The organism is Geovibrio sp. ADMFC3, assembly GCF_054687035.1.
Map to the genome: position 1 here is coordinate 402780 of NZ_BAAFZG010000002.1, position 14879 is coordinate 417658.

The following is a 14879-nucleotide window of genomic DNA, read 5'->3' on the forward strand; positions in this document are numbered from 1 at the left end:
CGGCTTTACTAATTGACTTGGCAACATGGTTATGTATTGCTATAGTTTGATTTCAATTGTAATGGTATCAAAAAATTTCACGGAGAACTAAATGGCTTTTAATGACCTTTTATTAAGAACCCTCAATGGAGAAAAAACCGACAGACCCCCTATTTGGCTTATGAGGCAGGCAGGCAGGTACATGAAGGAATACAGAGACGTGAGAAGCAAGGTCAGCTTTCTTGAACTCTGCAAAACTCCGGAACTGGCGTGCGAAGTTGTTCTTCAGCCTATAGATGCTTTCGGGCTGGACTGCGCCATCCTCTTTTCCGACATTCTTGTACCCATCGAGCCTATGGGCGTTAATCTGGATTTTAAACCCGCTCCTTATATATCAAACCCTGTGAGAACCCTTGCAGATGCTGAAAGGATGAGACTTGTTGATCCCAAGACCGAACTTAAATTCGTCATGGATGCAATAAAACTTATGATAAGCAAGCTTAATGTACCGCTTATAGGCTTTTCCGGCGCTCCTTTTACCCTTGCCTGCTATATGATAGAAGGCGAAGGCTCAAAAAGCTTCCTCGAAGTTAAAAAACTCATGCACAACAATACAAAAGCATACACAACACTCATGGAGAAACTCACAGACAACACGATTTCCTACCTTCAGGCGCAGGTTGACTGCGGCTGTCCCGTTGTCCAGATGTTTGACACATGGGCGGGACTCGTATCTACGTACGAATATAAAGAATTCATATTCCCCTATGTTCAGAGAGTTGCGGAGTCTGTTAAAGGAGCGCACTTCATCTACTTCGCTAAGGACAGTTCATCGTTCTACCCCATGATCAAAAAACTGAACTGCGCTGCACTGGGCGTTGACTGGAAAACCAGCCTTAAACAAGCGGATGCCGCACTTGAACACAAGTTTGTGCTTCAGGGCAACATGGATCCCGCTCTGCTTTTCGCAGATAAGGACACCATCACAAAATACGCTAATATAATCCTTGAAGAAGGAAAATCACTTAAAGGACACATATTCAACCTTGGTCACGGCATTATGCCCCAGACTCCGGTGGAAAATGTGAAACACCTTGTGGATATAGTTAAAGGCGTTTGATGAAAGACCTTCTTTTCGCTATGTATATGGGCGGACCCGACTCTGTTGAGGCGATCCGCCCCTTTCTCAAAAATCTGTTTTCAGACCGCACCATAATCGATTTTAAAATCGGAACATGGGCGCAGAATATTCTTGCGGGCGTAATAGCGAAATCACGTTCCAAAAAAGTTGCCCCTCTTTATGAGAAAATGGGTGGTTCCTCACCCCAGCTTAAGCACATGAAAACCGTTCTGGAAAAAACCTCTGCGGTTTATTATGCAAAAACAGGCAGAGAACTGGAAGTAAGGACAGGAATGTGCTACTACCACCCGTATATTGAAGATGAGCTGGATAAGCTGAACGGTTCGGAGTTCGGAAATATATATGTGATGACTATGTACCCGCAGGATTCCTACACCACAAGCGGTCTGTGCTTCAAGCGTTTTGACGAAAAACTGAAGACAGTGAGCATAAAGGGGCATATGAAGCGTATCCCCTTCTGGCATCTCAATGAAAGTTACAACAGCTGCCTCATAGCCCGCATCTACAAAGCAGCGGAAGCTCTTGGAAAACCGCTGACAGAATGCCATATCCTTTACTCCGCCCATTCTCTGCCGGAATATACCTTGGATAAAGGCGACCTGTACACCATCCATCTGGAGGAACAGATCACCTTTATTAAAGATATGCTGCGGCACTATAATTACTCTCTGGCTTATCAGAGCCGCACAGGTCCGGTAAAATGGCTGGGGCCTGAAACATCCGTAAAGCTGGATCAGCTTGCGGATGCGGGAACGGATAATATAATCGTCGTCCCCATATCCTTTGTTTCAGACCACATCGAAACCCTTATTGAGCTTGATGAGGAATACATCAGCCACATAAGGGCAAAAGGCATAAATATAACAAGGATAGAAAGCCTCAATGCTTCGGACGACTTCGCCGAAAGCATATATAATGTTTTGCTCACTTAAACCTACCGCACTGCGGCAGCCCTGTTAGAAGGACTGATTAATCTAATGTATTGATTGGTGACTGAATTGGAAAAACTAAAAACTTTTTTAAGCATGATAAAAGTTGAACATACACTTTTTGCCCTCCCCTTTGCTTTCACAGGAATGCTTCTGGCAGCCGAGGGTCTTCCGTCTGTTCTCACAGTGTTCTGGATAGTCATCGCCGTTCTCGGCGCACGTTCCGGTGCAATGGGCTTTAACAGGCTTGTGGATGCGGCAATAGACGCACGTAACCCCAGAACCGCCAAGAGAGATATACCTGCGGGCAGAATAAGCAGGAAAGAAGCAGGACTTTACACGGCCATATCATTTGCGGTATATCTTTTTGCCGCATATATGCTGAACCCGCTGTGCTTCATGCTCTCCCCTATTCCTCTGGGTATTTTTATACTTTACTCATATACAAAACGTTTTACCTTCCTCTGCCATATAGTTCTGGGCATTGCTCTGGGGCTTGCACCCATCGGGGCATGGGTTGCAGTCAGGGGTGAAGTCAGCACGTCAATAGTGATGTTGGGTATTGCCGTTCTCCTCTGGGTGGCGGGATTTGATATAGTGTACGCATGTCAGGATATTGACTTTGACAGAAAAGAGAATCTCCACTCAATTCCCAGATACATCGGAGTCACAGGTTCTTTGAATCTTGCCCGTGCGCTTCATGCTTTAGCGTTCCTGATCTTTTTCTCCGCTAAATTCATGTTCGGATTGGGGTGGGTATATCTCGCAGGGGTTTTCCTCACAGGTATTTTCATGCTTTATCAACATGCTATACTCAAGCCCCATGACCTCTCAAAACTGGACATGGCATTTTTTAATCTCAACGCTTATATCAGTCTAACTATATTCCTCTTTACAGCCGTTGATATATTTATCTAATATAACTTATGAAAAAGTTTTTTCTCGGCATAACCGGTGCAAGCGGGGCTGTTTACGGATTAAGATTTCTGGACGAGCTGTCAAAGCTTGATGCTGAAATCCATGTCTGCATAACCCCAGACGGTCATGAAAACATAAGGATCGAAACCGGAAAAGAATTCAATCAGGAAGATTACGGCAATAATGTCATTTTTCATGACAGCAGAAATTTTGCTGCACCTGTATCCAGCGGTTCTTTTATGGTGGATCACTATATTATCGCTCCTGCCTCCATGGGCTGTGTGGGGCGTATTGCATCCGGAGTGAGTTCAAATCTTGTGGAGCGCTGCGCAGATGTGGCACTGAAGGAAAGAAGGGATCTGATAATCCTGTTCAGGGAAGCTCCGCTTAATCTGATTCACCTTGAAAACCTCACAAAACTGGCACAGGCGGGTGCTGTTATAATGCCTGCTGCACCTGCATTTTACCATAAGCCTGAATCCATAGACGATCTTATATCGTTTATGATCGGGAAAATATTTGATATACTTAAAACAGACCACAGGCTCTTTAAAAGATGGGAATGATAAAAGGCATCTGTAAAAACTGCTCCGCAGAATTTTCCTTTAAACAGGGAAAGAAAACGGAATGCCCCTCCTGCGGGCGGGTTTATCCGGTGAAGAAGAAGGCAAACCGTTTTGATGTGGCTTCGGGTGAGGAAGCAAAACAGGGCTTAAGCGAACAGGAGATCCTGAGCGGTATTGAAAAAGGAGAGTTTCTCGAAACCGACCTCGCTGCCTCAGTTTATACTCCGTGGATGGAAATAAAATACCTTATCCCGCCGAAAAGACCTGCGGTAAAAGAGTCTAAGGCATATATTGCAGGATATGTGCTGTTTATGTTCTCGCTGCTTATAAATATTATCCTGATCTGCATAATTCATCTGCAGCAGGAAAAAATAGAGATTTTGACGAGATAACAGGAGGAAATTATGGATAAAGAGAAACGCAGTCAGGAAGAGACAGAAGAAATCGAAGAAACAGAAGAAGTTGAAACACGCAAAAAATTCGCCCATGATTCATCCTGCTGCTCAGATGTGGATCTTGACGAAGAAGAAGCCAAAGAAGAGGATGAGCCCTCTGAGCAGGCGAAAAAACGCAGCAACTACGGAAACTACAAACACAGGCACGGCTCCTTTGAGAATAAAGTACACAACACCGGCGAAAAAATGGGCGACTGGCTTAAGGACAGCTACGAGAAAGGAAAAGAAGAGGTTCTCAGGCTTACTAAAATAGCTAAAATCAAACTCGACATAGTGGCACTTAAAAAGAAAAAAGACGAAAGACTTAAGCTTCTCGGCAAAAAAGCCATTGAGCTGGTCAACGAAGGCTATATCGAAGCGGATATGATCGAACCCGAATACTCCATGATCAAATCCATTGAATCTGAAATTGCAGATAAAAATATGGACATTTTCGACATAAAAAAGAAAAATAAAGAGCAGGCTCCTGAAAAAGAATCTGCAGAAACAGAAAGAAAAGCAATTGAGGCAAAATCTATACCTCTTGACGACAAAGACGAAAAATAACAACTACTGAGTGATTGATGCAACGGATTAATGAGTCTGACAAGCTTAAGAATATACTGGACTCGGTCAGGGATTTTCCTCCAATACCGCAGACGGCGTTTAAGGTAGTGAAAATCCTTGAAAATCCGGACTATCATGTGACAGACCTTGTTTACTGCGTATCAAAGGATATGGGGCTTACTACGGAGATCCTCCGTCTTGCGAACTCCGCCCTTTACAGCCCCTCATCCAAAATCTCCACCATAAAACAGGCAATAACCTACTTGGGGATGAACACAGTTAAAAACCTTGTAATATCCCTCTCTTCCAAAGCGCTCTTTGGTTCCGGGAATCTGCGCCTTCTTGAGCAGAAACTGTGGGAGCATTCGCTTACAGTCGCCATAGGTGCTAGGCTCGCAGCGCTTAAAGTTAAACCCTCTCTTGCGGAAGAATGTTTCATAATAGGACTTTTACATGACCTTGGTCAGCTTATACTGGCGAAAGAGGTAAGCAGCTATGAAACAATAGTTCAGGATGCTTACAATAAAATGCTTGATCTGAGACAGATGGAAAATGACACTCTGGGGTTTGACCACACTGATGTGGGAGGGCTCGCCCTTGAAAAATGGGGAATGCCTGAACACCTGACTGATGTGGTACGGTGGCACCACCAGCCGGACAGAAGCAAGTATAAAGACTTGGCACATCTGATATGCTTTGCCAATAATCTTACCAAATCAAAGCTTATAGGAATAAACAATCACCACGATACAGAAAAGTTTCAGAACTCAATGAAATACCTAGGAATAGTACCGGAGGACGCTGATGAGCTTGAAACAGCACTTATGGACATATACGGAAAAGAGAAAGAACTTTTTAAAATTTAGCGTCTTCCTTTGCGCCTGCGTTTTTGCAGTATCATGCGCAGGAGCGCCGCTCAATTACAAACCGACCAACGAACTTCGTGAGGATTACGGTTATGTTGCCGCATCTGAACATTTCAGGGCTTTTTATGACTTCAGTCCTATGGGCAGCGGGATAATAGTGAAAGGCGTAATCCAGAACATAAGCCGTACATTCGCCAGCAACGTTACTCTGGACGTTTCCGATTCTCTCCGCGGTCAGTTTCAGGAAAAATCCCATGTATTCAAAAATCTTGGCAGCATCAAAATGCTCAGTCACAAATCCTTTGAGTTTTATGTGCCGTCAAAGGATGAAAAAGAGCTTGTAATTGTGTACGAATTCATGCCGTCCGCAGAAGATACATTTGTTAAGCAGGGGCAGACAACAGCAGACACCCCTGATTATTTCTTTCAGCCCATAAAAGGCACAATAAAGCTTATGCTGACCAAAAAAGAAAATAAATAGAAACGTTTACAAATGCCGCCGGTAACACCGGCGGTTTTCACTTCCTCACCGCTCCTGATCCATTCTGCACGAATTTAATTCAAATTTATATTTTTTACATCTGCTGCAATTTTTATATGTTAAAATATCATAAATAGGTTAAAAACCACTGTATAGTATAAGGCAGTTTCTCTCCCGGGTTATTCATATTCATTTTTCCTCTGACTGTTGACAGTCAAAATCTGAAATTTCTCATAATTTTAAACTACTTAAATAAAAATAACTCAACATTATAAAAACATAGTTCTATTTATATTATACATTAAATACACTAAATCTGAAAAACCATGAGTGGTGGCTTAAGCTATATATATTTTACATATATTCAGGTTTTAATGTTAAATACACTTTTGACATAGTAAACAAGTGTAAGAATGAGTTTAAAAATAATAAAAAACTGCTATTTACAAATATTTTATATATAAAAATACTTTAACACATAACCAGAATAGCGAAGAGGTGAAAAAGTTTTAATTTTGACTTATATAAACTTTTTTTAAAGAAACATTGAGCATATCAATGCAGTCCAATACTTAGTTTTTACCGTAACTTAGAAATGGTAAAATTGTATACTGCACACAAACCATCTATAATACAGGATTTTTTAATGTTGACAATTTTAAAACGCTTTACTATTCTCTGAGTAGAAATTCAGGTTAATTAAAAACTCACAAATTAACCTGAATTTCACAAGGCATAGGGAGGTTGCTGAAACAGAAAAATCGGACAGCCAATTTCGGAGTACAGAAATAACCTAGCGAGGTGTTGTTTTTATGGAAAAGTCACATGAGCTTTACTGGAAAAAAGTATTAGGACTGATTCGCAATGTCCTGATCGTATGGTTCTTATGCTCTTACGCAGCAGGAATAATGTTTTCAAGCGTGCTGGACAAAATCAAACTGGGCGGCTACCCCCTCGGTTTCTGGTTTGCACAGCAGGGCTCCATCTATATCTTTGTCGCTCTTATTTTCATCTATGCGAAACTCATGGGCAAGATAGACGAAGAGTTTGATGTAGCAGAGAAATAAGGAGGGGACAATGAGTTTACAGGCAACAACGTATCTGGTAGTCGGCTTGACATTTGCCCTCTACATAGGAATCGCCTTCTGGGCGCGTGCGGGCAGCACAAAAGAGTTTTATGTCGCAGGCGGCGGTGTGCATCCGGTATTAAACGGTATGGCAACCGGAGCAGACTGGATGTCTGCGGCGTCTTTCATATCAATGGCAGGAATGATCGGTTACATGGGTTACGGCGGCGCTCTGTTCCTTATGGGATGGACAGGCGGATATGTTCTTCTCGCTATGCTTCTTGCACCTTACCTGAGAAAATTCGGAAAATTTACAGTACCTGATTTCTTTAAAGCACGTTTCTACTCCGACACAGCAACAATTGTGGCGGTTATTTGTCTTCTGGTAGCTTCAACCACGTATATTATCGGTCAGATGACCGGTGTTGGCGTGGCGTTTTCCCGCTTTCTCGGCGTATCAAACAACATGGGCGTTATAATCGGTATGGCGATAGTTTTCATGTATGCGGTTTTCGGTGGTATGAAAGGCATAACCTATACTCAGGTTGCACAGTACTGCGTACTGATTCTTGCTTACACTATCCCCGCTATATTCATATCATTCCACCTTACCGGCAACCCTATTCCCCAGCTTGGTCTCGGTTCATCTTTTTCAGGTTCTGATATGTATCTGCTTGAAAAGCTTGACCATATCGTAAACGATCTGGGATTCGGCAAATACACCACAGCGGTTCCGGGCGATAAACTGAACATGTTTGTTTACACAGTATCACTGATGATCGGTACGGCGGGTCTTCCCCACGTTATCATTCGCTTCTTTACTGTTCCCAAGGTTAAGGATGCCCGTTCTTCAGCAGGCTGGGCACTGGTTTTCATAGCCATTCTTTACACAACAGCTCCTGCTGTTGCTGCTATGGCTCGCCTTAACCTTCACTCCACAATAAACACTGCTGTCCAGTCTGGCGGCGATGTTTTTGCAGAAGAAGCAAGCATACAATACGACAACCGTCCTGAGTGGTTCAAACGCTGGGAAGTTACAGGACTTCTTAAGTTTGAAGACAAAAATAATGACGGACGTATTCAGTACTACAATGACAAGTCCAAAGATGCCGAATTCCTCTCCAAAGCTGAAGCAGCTGGCTGGCAGGGCAATGAACTCGGCGTAAACGTGGATATTATGGTTCTTGCAAACCCCGAAATCGCAAGGCTTCCCAACTGGGTTATAGCACTTGTGGCAGCGGGCGGTCTTGCGGCAGCTCTTTCAACGGCAGCAGGTCTTCTCCTTGCTATATCATCCGCAGTTTCACATGACCTTCTTAAAAACATGTTCATGAAGGATCTCACTGAAAAAGGCGAGCTGATGGCAGGAAGAATAGCAATGGCTTTCGCTATAGTCGGAGCCGGATATCTGGGGATGAACCCCCCTGACTTTGCAGCAGGTACGGTGGCAATAGCCTTCGGTCTTGCGGCTGCTTCCATCTTCCCCGCTCTTATGATGGGAATATTCAGCAAAACCATGAACAAACAGGGAGCCATAGCAGGCATGCTCGCCGGTCTCTTTGTTACAATGTTCTATGTGTTTGCTCACACAGGAATATTCTACATCAAAGGCACTGAGTTTTACCAGTTCTTCGGCGGGAAAGATTTCTTCTTCGGCATATCTCCCAACGCATTCGGAGCAATAGGCGCAGTAATAAACTTTGCAGTGGCATTCGCTGTTAAGAACATGACAACGCCTGTTCCTGAGCATATTGCAGAAATGGTAGAGAACGTACGTATCCCCAGAGGCGCAGGCGAAGCCACCGGTGGACACTAATAGACCTCTTTCCTGAATTGGAAAGGAAATGATTGACACTGTCCCGCCGGGAGCGTCTTCCGGCGGGACAGTTTATAAAGCAAAGGCAGAAAACCGCCTATGCTGAACATAAGGAGCTTAAAATGCATTATTCTTCATACGTCAGCCTTGCTCTTACGTGGGTATTATTCCTTGCACTTTTTCCGTTGACTTTTTTCTGGCTTCGCAGGGCTTGGCGCATTTTTATCAAGAATGACTACTCCGAAGTTGCCCTCAAAAGAGGAGAACAGCCTGCAAACCCGAAAAAATGGGCGCCGTTTACAGGAACAGTCAACCTTGTTGCCGGTCTCTTCACTCTCTGGACTGCTTTCGGCGTAATAGCTCTGGGTTATCCTTATGATAAATGGTCCGCAATGGCGGGAATCACAATCTGGGGTAAAATATTTGCTGACTTTATACTCCGTCAGCAGGCGCACCCCATGGTATTCGGCAAAAAAAAGAAAACAGCCGCCGCTGAATAATACTCACTGTCTACGTTTTCATATTTCAGCTTCATCAGAAAAAGTCTCCGGCGGGAGACTTTTTTGTTATAATGACACAAAGTATTCATTCACGGGGTAAAGATTATGACCGATCTTAAGCAGCTGCGCGAATGCGAACCATTTAACCATATTTCTGAAAAAGCCGCAGATGAGCTGGAAGCATTATCAAGAACCGCAGTGTATCCTGCGGATACTGTAATATTTACTCAAAAATCAAACCCCAGCGGTTTTTTGTATTTCATACGGAAAGGTCAGGTGGAAATAAGCGCCGAAACCAGTGAAGGCGTTGAAATGGTGGTCGACTACCGTAACATCGGCGGCTTCTTCGGCTGGTCTCCTATCTTCACGGGGGAAACATACGCAGCAGGAGCAAAAACAACTGAAGAAACCCACTGCCTGCTCATTCCCAAAGAGCCGTTACTTGCCCTCGCACAGCAGTACCCGATAATATCCAACTACTTCAACAAGGCGATCTATTCCCAGATACGCAAACTATACAGAGAGATGACAGAACACAAGTCTCTCGATCCTGTTGCACAAATGGAGGCCTACCCTTTTCAGAAGCGTTTAAGGGAAATGATGTCCAGACCTGTAAAAACATGCCGCATGAATACTCCCGTACAGGAAGTCGCACTGAAAATGACAGAACTGGATATTGCTGCCATAGTCGTTTGCGATGAAAACGGAAAAATGACAGGGATAGTAACAGAAAGAGATATGGTGAGGAAAGTTCTTGCAACAGATACGGAAAACTGCCTCAAACATTATACCGCAAAGGATGTAATGACGCCTAATCCTTATTTTATGACCCCTGACACATACATGTATGAAGCGGCAACTTTTATGCTCCGCCACAGCATAAGGCATCTGCCCATAATTGAGGGCAGTTCAATTGCGGGGATTGTATCAATACAGGATCTGATGAAATTCCGCAGCCAGAAATCAATGCTCCTTGTGGGAAGCGCAAAAGAAGCTGAAACCATAGAGGAACTCACCAAAATCAGGGGTGAAATATTTAAAGTTGCAAAGATACTGCTTGCGGAAAACCGCTCACATGTTGAAACAATGGAGATACTGTCATACATCCATCACAGCATAATACGACGCTGTTTTGAGCTGGTTATGCTTTCAATGATAAAAGAGGGGCACAAGGCTCCTCCGATAAAATATTCATTTATCATAATGGGAAGCGGCGGGCGTAAAGAAATGCTCCTCGGACCCGATCAGGATAACGGTTTCATCTTTGAAGACTACCCTGAAGAACTTCATGAAGAGGTTGAGGCGTTCTTTGATTCTCTGGCGGAAAGGCTGGTTACTGCTTTGGCGGATGTGGGCTACCCGCTTTGCAACGGGCAGGTTATGGTAAATAATCCGAGCTGGCGTGGACGGCTTTCCGAGTGGAAAGAGCGTGTCAGCAGATGGATTCGTGTACCCGAACCGCAGAGGGTGCGTTATTCATCCATTTTTTTTGACTTCATGCCCATTCTCGGAGAGGAGTCACTCTGTGAAAGCCTGCGTGAAACAGTATTTCAGGAGATTAAGGCTAATCCGCTGTTCCTGTTTCAGATGATGGAGCTGGATTTCAAACATAAGGTTCCCCTCAATCTCATAGGCAGGTTTATAACTTCGGGTGAAAAAGACCACAAGGGCAAGCTCTCCCTCAAGGAAAACGGCAGTATTTTCATTGTGGACTGCGCCAGAATGTTCACTCTTCAGCAGGGAATACATGCAGTGACAACCCTTGACAGACTTGATGTTCTTCAGGAAAAAAAGCTGTTCAACAGATCCACAATCGAAAACCTTAAAGCAGCCTTTGAATCGTTCACTTACCTGCGTTTACAAAACGAGATAAACCTCATTGAACAGGGAGAATACCCCAGTCATTATCTTGACCCCGATACCCTGAGCGAGCAGGAAGCAGATCTGCTGAAAGAAGCATTTAAAGTAACCAGCAAGCTTCAGGATTCCACTAAGAGATATTTTTCAAAAATAATAGGACGCTAAAAACAAAACAGAGGAATTGTCAGCAAATAATTTAAAAACCGATTTAAGATAATTTATTTTTAAATCGTGTATTATTATAATAGATATAATTTTAATAACTGTACATTTTTAAACAGATGTGTTATTTTTCAGCATACAGAGGTGGATCATGTCCATTTATTCCAGACTTGCAAATAACTGCAAAAACTTCCAGCGGCACTCTCTTAACAAAGCAGAAATGGATAAAATACGTTCTCTAAGCGGCGATTATGAAAAGCTGCATGACTATCTGGCGAAAAGATATCTCGTATGGGAAAAGGAATACACCTCTCTGTACTGGGGTGAGAAGCTTGCTCCCAGATTTTATGAGAACGGAACGCTATGTGCCCTTGAAAATATACTCGGCAAACACCTTACAACCACTAAGAAAAACAAGGCAGCAATAATATGGAAAGGTGCTGATCACGCCCAGATGGTTTATACATACCAGTCACTTTATTCCGAAGTGATCAAATGCGCCTCGGCACTCAAAAAACTCGGACTGAAAAAAGGAGATAAGGTTCTCCTTCACCTCCCTAACATACCGGAACTTATTATAGCCATGCTCGCATGTGTGAAGCTGGGTGCTGTTCACATTGTTTATCACACAAGCTACTCTACTGACTCTCTTGCAGACAGAATAAACGACTGCCGCCCGAAGATAATCATCACTTCAGACGGAACAGTTACTGCCAATCAGAATCTTAAGAACAAACTGGACAACGCACTTATAGTTTCAGACCACCAGCCCCAGTACTGCATAGTGGTGGAAAGGGTTTCAAAAAGAGTTCATATGAAGCCCCTGCGTGATATATGGTTCCATGATTTGATAAGCGATGAGCATTACTCCATAGCCAAAAATCATGGTCAGGAGTACGCAAACGCTGAAGATCCCATGTTCATGCTCTACACCTCCACGAATATGAAAGACCCTAAAGCCCTGGTTTTTCATACCGCAGGTTATCTGCTTTGGGCTTATTTCTCTTATTTACTGATGTTTGATGCCCGTGATACAGACACATTCTGGTGTACGGCAGATATCGCATGGATAACCGGACACTCCTATTTGGTATACGGTCCACTGATGGCCGGTGAAACTGTTCTGGTGTTTGAAGACACAATAGACATGGACAATGCACACAGATTTTATGATATATGTGATAAATTCTGTGTAAACAAACTATATACCCGTCCGTCAATATTGAAATCTCTTATGAACGCAGCGCAAAAAAAGAAGAAGTATATGAAGCTCGATACCTTAGAGCTGATAGCCACCGGCGGAGAGAAAATGACAGACGATGTCAGAGAGTGGGCAGCAAAAGCACTGGGCAATTATAATGCCGCACTTTTCGACATATACTCGATAACAGAGACCGGAGGCGCAATTGCATCAGCCATTCCCGGATATGAAGAATGCAGACCGGGCACCGTGGCAAAGGCTCTGCCCGGCGTTTCTGTAAGCATAATCAACAACGCCAGCGGAGAAATTCTCCCCGAAGCGGGAACTCAGGGGGCTCTGGTTCTGGACAGACCAATGCCCTCCCTCTGCCGGACTATAAATAATTCCTATGACACTTATAAAAAAATTTACTGGAAATCTTATAATAATCATGTATTCTTCAAAACAGGAGACTCCGCAGAGATTAATTCCGAAGGGTATCTTACCCTTAAAGGCAGGCTTGACGATGTTCTCCACCTGGGCGGTAAAAGGCTCAGTTTGATTGAGATTGAAGAAGCAATAAAAACACACGACAACGTTGAAGATTGCGCCGTAGTCAGCATTCCCGATGAGAAGCGCGGGGATGCCCTTATTGCGTTCAGCGTTCTGAAAAAAGAGATAGATGAAAGCTATCACGACACTACGGTTCGGGAATTGAGAGAGCGGATTATTGAAGAAATAGGAGAAATCGCTCTGCCCAGTGAAATAAGATTCACACGGACACTGCCGAAATCTCCCGACGGGGTTATCCTCCGTGATCTGCTTAAAGATATAGCAATGCAGATGTAAAGGAGTCAGATTTGAAGATTAGAGACATAATGACAACAAAGGTTATTAGCGCAAAGCCTGATGAAACGATAAAAGAAGTTATCCTCAGACTCAGAACAAACAAAATTTCCGGACTGCCTGTGGTAAACAGCAGCAACAAGCTTATCGGTGTTTTCAGCGAATCAGATGTAATGATGGCACTCCCCGATATACTTAATGATGCGGACGCCATACCTCTTATTGATATTAAAGAGCTGACAGACAACTCCGTACGTATGGTAATGTCTGAACCCAGATTCACAATTAGCCCGGATTCAGATGTGAAAGAAGCAGCAAGAATAATGCTTGAAAAATATGTTCACCGTCTCCCGGTTATTGAAAATGAAGAGCTGATAGGGCTTGTTTCCCTTGGCGATGTACTGAAAGCCCTTTCCCGTTAAACCGGCTTAACAGGGCTTCGGGATTGCCTGACATGCAGTCCCGAAAAACAGTACCCCCTATAACTGCCCCTATTTCCGGAACATACTTATAAGTGCTTCTTTGTATGGGGCTTTTATTATTCCTTTCTCCGTTATAATACCTGTCACAAGCTCATTCGGCGTTACATCAAACGCAGGGTTACAAACTTTTATCCCATCCGGCGCTGTACGTTTTGCTCCAAAGGATGTCACTTCCTCCGCATCACGTTCTTCTATTTCTATATCCCCGCCGAGTGCAGTATCAAGATCAACGGTCGATGACGGACAAGCCACATAAAAAGGTATCCCGAAATGTTTTGCTGCCACAGCAACGCCTAAAGTGCCTATTTTATTTGCAACATCGCCATTCGCCGCTACTCTGTCTGTTCCTACGATCACAAGGTCAATCTCACCTTTTGCCATAATTGATGCCGCCATATTATCGCAGATAAGTGTCACATCAATCCCTGCCCTCTGAAGCTCCCATGAAGTAAGACGTGAGCCCTGAAGAAGAGGTCTGGTTTCATCGGAAAAAACTCTGAAACGGCGTCCCTGCAAATGTGCTGTGTACATAGGAGCAGTCGCTGTGCCTATGCCTGATGTAGCCAAAGCTCCTGCATTGCAGTGAGTCAGAACGCCGCACCCTTCCCTAATCAGTTCCGCACCGTATTTTCCTATTCCGTCACAGATGGCACGGTCTTCAGCATGGATTGATTCCGCTTCCTGAACAAGCAGATCATACAAGGCCGCCGAATCTGCTAATCCGCTGACTTTTGCATTGTTTACCATACGGTTCAATGCCCAGCTAAGATTGACGGCAGTGGGGCGGGAGGAGTTAAGATATTCGGCGCATTTATGAAGCTCCTCCATAAATAAGGAAGCGGGAAGTGCCTGTTTATTTCTCATGCCGACAACAAGTCCGTAAGCGCCTGCAATACCGATAGCCGGCGCTCCCCTTACTTTTAGACGCTTAATTGAATCCCAAACCTGCTCGGCAGTTTCCTGTTTTTCAGATACTGTTTCAAGAGGCAGCATTGTCTGGTCAAGAAAATAAAGCTCACCGTTTTTCCATTCAACGGTTCCGGGCAGCTTAAATGAATGTCTCATAGATTCACCGGATGAAAATT

At 43.8% G+C, this 14879-nt stretch carries 15 protein-coding genes; 14 read left to right on the forward strand and 1 reads right to left on the reverse strand.

The genetic code is table 11. The features are described from left to right. Positions 1-91 precede the first annotated feature (91 nt). The 14 genes from hemE (at position 92) to ACYRYY_RS02215 (ending at position 13734) form a co-directional block, all read left to right on the forward strand. Positions 92-1099 carry a uroporphyrinogen decarboxylase gene (gene hemE, locus ACYRYY_RS02150; protein ID WP_460213849.1) on the forward strand — a complete coding sequence of 336 codons (1008 nt, stop codon included), beginning with the start codon at positions 92-94 and terminating at the stop codon, positions 1097-1099. After that, complete coding sequence (gene hemH / locus ACYRYY_RS02155) at positions 1099-2052, forward strand: ferrochelatase (RefSeq protein ID WP_460213850.1); 954 nt, start codon at positions 1099-1101, stop codon at positions 2050-2052. The genes hemE and hemH overlap by 1 nt, the downstream gene beginning before the upstream one ends. A gap of 57 nt (positions 2053-2109) precedes the next feature. Continuing rightward, positions 2110-2967 carry a UbiA-like polyprenyltransferase gene (locus ACYRYY_RS02160; protein WP_460213851.1) on the forward strand — a complete coding sequence of 286 codons (858 nt, stop codon included), beginning with the start codon at positions 2110-2112 and terminating at the stop codon, positions 2965-2967. Between the two features lie 8 nt (positions 2968-2975). Next, positions 2976-3533, forward strand: a complete 558-nt coding sequence (locus ACYRYY_RS02165; RefSeq protein WP_460213852.1) for a UbiX family flavin prenyltransferase — start codon at positions 2976-2978, stop codon at positions 3531-3533. Next, complete coding sequence (locus ACYRYY_RS02170; RefSeq protein ID WP_460213853.1) at positions 3524-3925, forward strand: TFIIB-type zinc ribbon-containing protein; 402 nt, start codon at positions 3524-3526, stop codon at positions 3923-3925. The genes ACYRYY_RS02165 and ACYRYY_RS02170 overlap by 10 nt, the downstream gene beginning before the upstream one ends. 12 nt (positions 3926-3937) lie before the next feature. Continuing rightward, on the forward strand, positions 3938-4534 hold the full coding sequence (locus ACYRYY_RS02175; protein ID WP_460213854.1) for a hypothetical protein: 597 nt from the start codon (positions 3938-3940) through the stop codon (positions 4532-4534). A gap of 17 nt (positions 4535-4551) precedes the next feature. Continuing rightward, the gene (locus tag ACYRYY_RS02180; protein WP_460213855.1) at positions 4552-5400 is read left to right on the forward strand and encodes an HDOD domain-containing protein; all 849 of its coding nucleotides are present in this window, start codon (positions 4552-4554) and stop codon (positions 5398-5400) included. After that, positions 5339-5881 (forward strand): hypothetical protein, encoded by a 543-nt coding sequence (locus tag ACYRYY_RS02185; RefSeq protein WP_460213856.1) that lies wholly within the window; start codon positions 5339-5341, stop codon positions 5879-5881. The genes ACYRYY_RS02180 and ACYRYY_RS02185 overlap by 62 nt, the downstream gene beginning before the upstream one ends. 812 nt (positions 5882-6693) lie before the next feature. After that, the gene (locus ACYRYY_RS02190) at positions 6694-6948 is read left to right on the forward strand and encodes a DUF4212 domain-containing protein (protein WP_460213857.1); all 255 of its coding nucleotides are present in this window, start codon (positions 6694-6696) and stop codon (positions 6946-6948) included. Positions 6949-6958: 10 nt separating this feature from the next. Then, on the forward strand, positions 6959-8764 hold the full coding sequence (locus ACYRYY_RS02195; protein WP_460213858.1) for a sodium:solute symporter family protein: 1806 nt from the start codon (positions 6959-6961) through the stop codon (positions 8762-8764). 122 nt (positions 8765-8886) lie between these two features. Next, positions 8887-9264 carry a hypothetical protein gene (locus tag ACYRYY_RS02200; protein ID WP_460213859.1) on the forward strand — a complete coding sequence of 126 codons (378 nt, stop codon included), beginning with the start codon at positions 8887-8889 and terminating at the stop codon, positions 9262-9264. Positions 9265-9369: 105 nt separating this feature from the next. Continuing rightward, positions 9370-11289, forward strand: a complete 1920-nt coding sequence (locus ACYRYY_RS02205; RefSeq protein WP_460213860.1) for a DUF294 nucleotidyltransferase-like domain-containing protein — start codon at positions 9370-9372, stop codon at positions 11287-11289. Positions 11290-11437: 148 nt separating this feature from the next. After that, positions 11438-13315 (forward strand): acyl-CoA synthetase, encoded by a 1878-nt coding sequence (locus ACYRYY_RS02210; protein WP_460213861.1) that lies wholly within the window; start codon positions 11438-11440, stop codon positions 13313-13315. A gap of 11 nt (positions 13316-13326) precedes the next feature. Continuing rightward, a complete protein-coding gene (locus ACYRYY_RS02215) occupies positions 13327-13734 on the forward strand; it encodes a CBS domain-containing protein (protein ID WP_460213862.1) in 408 nt (135 codons plus the stop codon). Between the two features lie 69 nt (positions 13735-13803). Here the strand turns inward: ACYRYY_RS02215 and mtnA are convergent, their stop codons facing one another. Then, positions 13804-14859 (reverse strand): S-methyl-5-thioribose-1-phosphate isomerase, encoded by a 1056-nt coding sequence (gene mtnA, locus ACYRYY_RS02220; protein WP_460213863.1) that lies wholly within the window; start codon positions 14857-14859, stop codon positions 13804-13806. Positions 14860-14879 lie beyond the last annotated feature (20 nt).